Genomic DNA, 4,558 nt, shown 5'->3' with positions numbered 1-4,558 from the left:
GGATACGCCCGCTGTTCGGTCGCGTGTGCGCACAGCAGGACGGGCCAGAGCCTGCGGCACTGATCAAGGCATCGCTGCAGCAGCGTGGCGAGCAGTTGGCCCGGCTCAAGGCGCCTTGGGCGCAGTGGGCCGAGGAACTGCGGCAGATCTGCCGGGATGCGCTGGCCGCCAAACAGGTCGATGGCCGCAAGATGCAGGCCCGTTACTTCGAACCCTGGTTCGACAAGCTCTGCGCCTGGGCCGCGGACGACCAACTGGCGGAACTCGACCTGGGCACCGGCTTTACCCGCCTGACCCCGGCGGGCATGGCCGAAGCCTGGAAGGGCGAGCCACCCGAGCACCCGGCCCTCAATGCCATGCAGAGCTTGCAGCAACAGCTCCAAGCCCTGGACAGCCCGGATGCCCCATTGCTCGAGCATGCCGCCAACTGGGTATCGGCACGCTTCGAAGTGGAGAAGCGTCGGCGTGCGGAAATGGGCTTCGACGACATGCTCCTGCGCCTGCAGCACGCCCTTGCCAGCGAGGCCGGCGAGCGCTTGGCCAGCCTGATCCGCGAACAGTTCCCGGTGGCGTTGATCGACGAGTTCCAAGACACCGACCCGGTGCAGTACGGCATCTTCGAGCGCATCTACCAGATCAGCGAAAACCGCGCCGAAACCGGCCTGTTCATGATCGGCGACCCCAAGCAGGCGATCTATGCCTTCCGTGGCGCCGACATCTACACCTACCTTGCCGCCCGCCGTGCCACGAGTGGTCGCCTGCACAGCCTGGACACCAACTACCGCTCCAGCAAGGCCATGGTCGCGGCGGTCAACCAGGTGTTCCTGCAGGCCGAGGCGCGTGAGGCAGGGCGTGGCGCATTCCTGTTCCGCGAGGCTGATGACAACCCGCTGCCGTTCATCGAGGTCCGCGCCAAAGGCCGTGGCGAGCAGCTGTTGATCGACGGTGAAGCCTGCGCAGCCCTTCAATGCTGGCATCTGGAAAGCGAAGAGCCGGTCTCCGGCAGCGTTTACCGGCAGCAGCTGGCAGCCAGTTGCGCCAGCCATATCGTCGCCTTGCTCAATGGCGGCCAGCAAGGCACGGCTGGTTTCCAGAATGCCGAGGGCGAACTGCGCCCGTGCCTGCCATCGGACATCGCCATCCTGGTGCGCGATGGCCATGAAGCGCAGATGGTCCGCGCCGAGCTTGCCGCGCGCGAGGTGCGAAGTGTGTACCTGTCCGACAAGGACTCGGTATTCGCCGCCCAGGAAGCCCACGACCTGTTGGCCTGGCTAAAGGCCTGCGCCGAACCCGACTCGGAGCGCCTGCTCAAGGCTGCCCTTGCCAGCCTTACCCTCGATCTGTCGCTGGCTGCGCTGGACCGCCTGAACCAGGACGAGCGGGTCTGGGAAGACTGGGTCATGCGTTTTCGCCGTTACCGCGACACCTGGCAGCGCCAGGGCGTGTTGCCGATGCTGCGGCACCTGCTGCATGACTTCCAGCTGCCGCGCACGCTGATCCGCCGCAGCGATGGCGAGCGGGTGCTGACCAACCTGCTGCACCTGGCCGAGCTGTTGCAACAGGCCGCCGGCGAACTGGACGGCGAACAGGCGCTGATCCGCCACCTGGCCGAGCACCTGGCCAGTTCCGGCCAGGCTGGTGAAGAGCAGATCCTGCGCCTGGAGAGTGACGAGCAGTTGGTGAAAGTGGTGACCATCCACAAATCCAAGGGCCTGGAATACCCCTTGGTCTACCTGCCGTTCATCTGCACCAGCAAACCGGTGGACGGCAGCCGCCTGCCGCTGGCCTGGCATGATAGCCAGGGCAACGCCCATCTCACCCTCACACCAGACCAGGAACAGATCGACCGCGCCGACGACGAGCGCCTGGCCGAAGACCTGCGCCTGCTCTATGTGGCCCTGACCCGCGCCCAGCATGCCTGCTGGCTGGGTGTCGCCGACCTCAAGCGGGGCAACCAGAAGAGCTCGCAACTGCACCGCTCGGCGTTCGGCTACCTGCTGGGTGGCGGCCTCGCCCTGCCGGGCTCGCAGCAACTGACGGACTGGTTGCAGGCCTTGGCCAAGACCTGCCCGCACATCTCTTGCCCGAGCCTGCCGGCGGCAGATGAGCAGGTGTATCGCATGCCGCACGCCGAGCATGAGCTGCTCCCTGCCCGCAAACCGCGCCGCGCGGCGGGCGCCGAGCATTGGTGGATTGCCTCGTACAGTGCTCTGCGCATCGGCGACCAGACCCTCGGTGCCGACAGCTCCCAGGCCCAGCAGTTACTGGATGATGAAGTGGTCGATACCCAGGTGCTGCGCGAGGTCCCGGCCGACAGTGGTGATATTCACCGCTTCCCGCGCGGGCCCAACCCCGGCACCTTCCTGCATGGCTTGCTGGAATGGGTTGGCCGCGAGGGTTTCAGCCAGGTCAGCGGCAATGCACGGCTGATCGAGCGAACCGTTGGCCAGCGCTGCAACCGTCGTGACTGGACCGGCTGGATCCCCACCCTGACGCACTGGCTGCAGCGCCTGCTGGGCGAAGCGCTGCCGTTGCCGGGCAGCGACCTCGGTGTGACGCTCGGGCAGCTGCGCCACTACCAGATCGAAATGGAGTTCTGGTTCGCCAGCCATCAGGTCGATGCCGAACAGCTCGACCGCCTGGTGGTACGTCATACCCACCGCGGCCTGGCGCGGCCGGCGGCGCAGCCGACCTTGCTCAATGGCATGTTCAAGGGTTTCATCGACCTGGCCTTCGAGCTGGACGGGCGTTACTACGTGACCGACTACAAGTCCAACTGGCNNNNCCCTGCATCGCNAGTTGCGCGCCCGCCTGCCTGAGTACGACTACGACCGCCATGTTGGCGGCGCCCTGTTCATCTTCCTGCGAGGCGCCAGCAGCAGCGGCCACGGCGTTTACCACGCCAAGCCACCGCGTGAGCTGATCGAAAGCCTCGATGCGCTGTTCCGTGGCGAGCACCCGCCTGTACAGCAGGACCTGTTTGCTGGAGCCGTGATATGAGCCGAAGCCTCGTCGACCTGTTGCCCACCCCGCTGCACGCCGAGCACCTGCTCGCACTGGCGCCACAGCATGACAGCGGTGACCTGTTGCACCTGCTCGACCGCTGGGTAGAGCGGGGCTGGCTGCGTGCCCTGGACCGTGCGTTCGTATCGTTCCTGGAGGAGCGAGCCCCCGATAGCGACCCCTTGCTGTTGCTGGCCGCCGCCCTGGCCAGCCACCAACTGGGCCACGGCCATGTCTGCCTCGACCTGCAGCAAACCCTGGCCGAGCCCGATTTCGCCCTGTCGTTGCCGCCTGAAGGTGACGCCTTGACCGGCCCTTTGCTGCTGCCCTCGCAGTTGCTGGCCAACCTCGACCTGCACGCCTGGCGCCAGCGCATTACCGCCAGCCCGCTGGTGGCCGCCGGGGATACACCTGGCCAGCAAGCGCGGCCTCTGGTGCTAAGCGGCGAGCGTTTGTACTTGCGCCGTTACTGGAGTTACGAGCGGCGCATCGACCATACCCTTCGCCAGCGCCTGACCCAGGCCGAAGCGCCTCCGGCCGACCTGCCTGGCCGTCTGGCGCAACTGTTCGACGGTGGTGCGCCGGCAGGCCAGGTGGACTGGCAGAAGCTCGCCTGCGCCCTGGCCACCCGCGCAGGCTTCAGCATCATCACCGGCGGCCCCGGCACGGGTAAGACGACTACCGTGGTGCGCCTGCTGGCCTTGCTGCAGGCGCCGGCGGTAGAGCAGCGCAGGCCATTGCGCATTCGCCTGGCCGCGCCGACAGGCAAGGCGGCCGCGCGCCTGACCGAATCCATTGGCCAACAGGTCGAGCGCCTGCAGGTCAGCACCGAGGTGCGCGGGCAGATCCCCACCGAGGTCAGCACCGTGCACCGCCTGCTCGGCAGCCGCCCCGGTTCGCGGCACTTCCGCCACCATGCCGGCAACCCGCTGCCGTTGGACGTGCTGGTCGTCGACGAAGCGTCGATGATCGACCTGGAAATGATGGCCAACCTGCTCGATGCCTTGCCGCCGCGGGCACGCCTGGTACTGCTGGGCGACAAGGACCAGCTGGCCTCGGTCGAAGCCGGTGCGGTACTGGGTGACCTGTGCCGGGATGCCGAGGAGGGCTGTTACTCGCCGGCGACCGAGGCATGGCTGGAGCAGATCGGAGGCGAGTCACTGGAGGGCAGCGGCCTCAAGGCTGGCGATGAGCAACGCAACCCGTTGGCCCAGCAGGTGGTGATGCTGCGCTTCTCGCGGCGTTTCGGCGAAGGCAGCGGCATTGGCCAGCTGGCCCGGCTGGTCAACCGCCAGGACGCCCATGCGGCGCGCAACCTGCTGGCCGCGCCGCCGCCCGATGTGTACAGCCTGGCCCTGAAGCACGAGCAGGACCGCGCCTTCGACCGTCTGCTGCTCGACGGACTCAACCGCGGCAGCGACGGCCCGCAGGGTTACCGCAGTTATCTGCGCACCCTTGGCCGCTTCCGCCCGGCCCTCGATACCGCCATTGATGACCCCGCGTGGGAGCAATGGGCGGGCAAGGTGCTGCACAGCTTCGAGGACTTCCAGTTGCT

General features: G+C 67.2%; 1 protein-coding gene and 1 pseudogene. Both read left to right on the top strand.

Going from position 1 to position 4,558, the window contains the following annotated elements; genetic code table 11:
* Positions 1 to 3,000: pseudogene (gene recB, locus JV551A3_RS27110) on the top strand (exodeoxyribonuclease V subunit beta); the annotation flags it as partial.
* A partial coding sequence (recD, locus tag JV551A3_RS27105) for an exodeoxyribonuclease V subunit alpha (RefSeq protein WP_133979298.1) occupies positions 2,997 to 4,558 on the top strand: 1,562 nt, incomplete at its 3' end. The pseudogene recB and the gene recD, both read left to right, overlap by 4 nt.

Source organism: Pseudomonas inefficax (genome assembly GCF_900277125.1).
Taxonomy (GTDB): domain Bacteria; phylum Pseudomonadota; class Gammaproteobacteria; order Pseudomonadales; family Pseudomonadaceae; genus Aquipseudomonas; species Aquipseudomonas inefficax.
The sequence above is the reverse complement of the archived record's forward strand: the minus strand, read 5'-3'. Positions and strand labels throughout refer to the sequence as shown.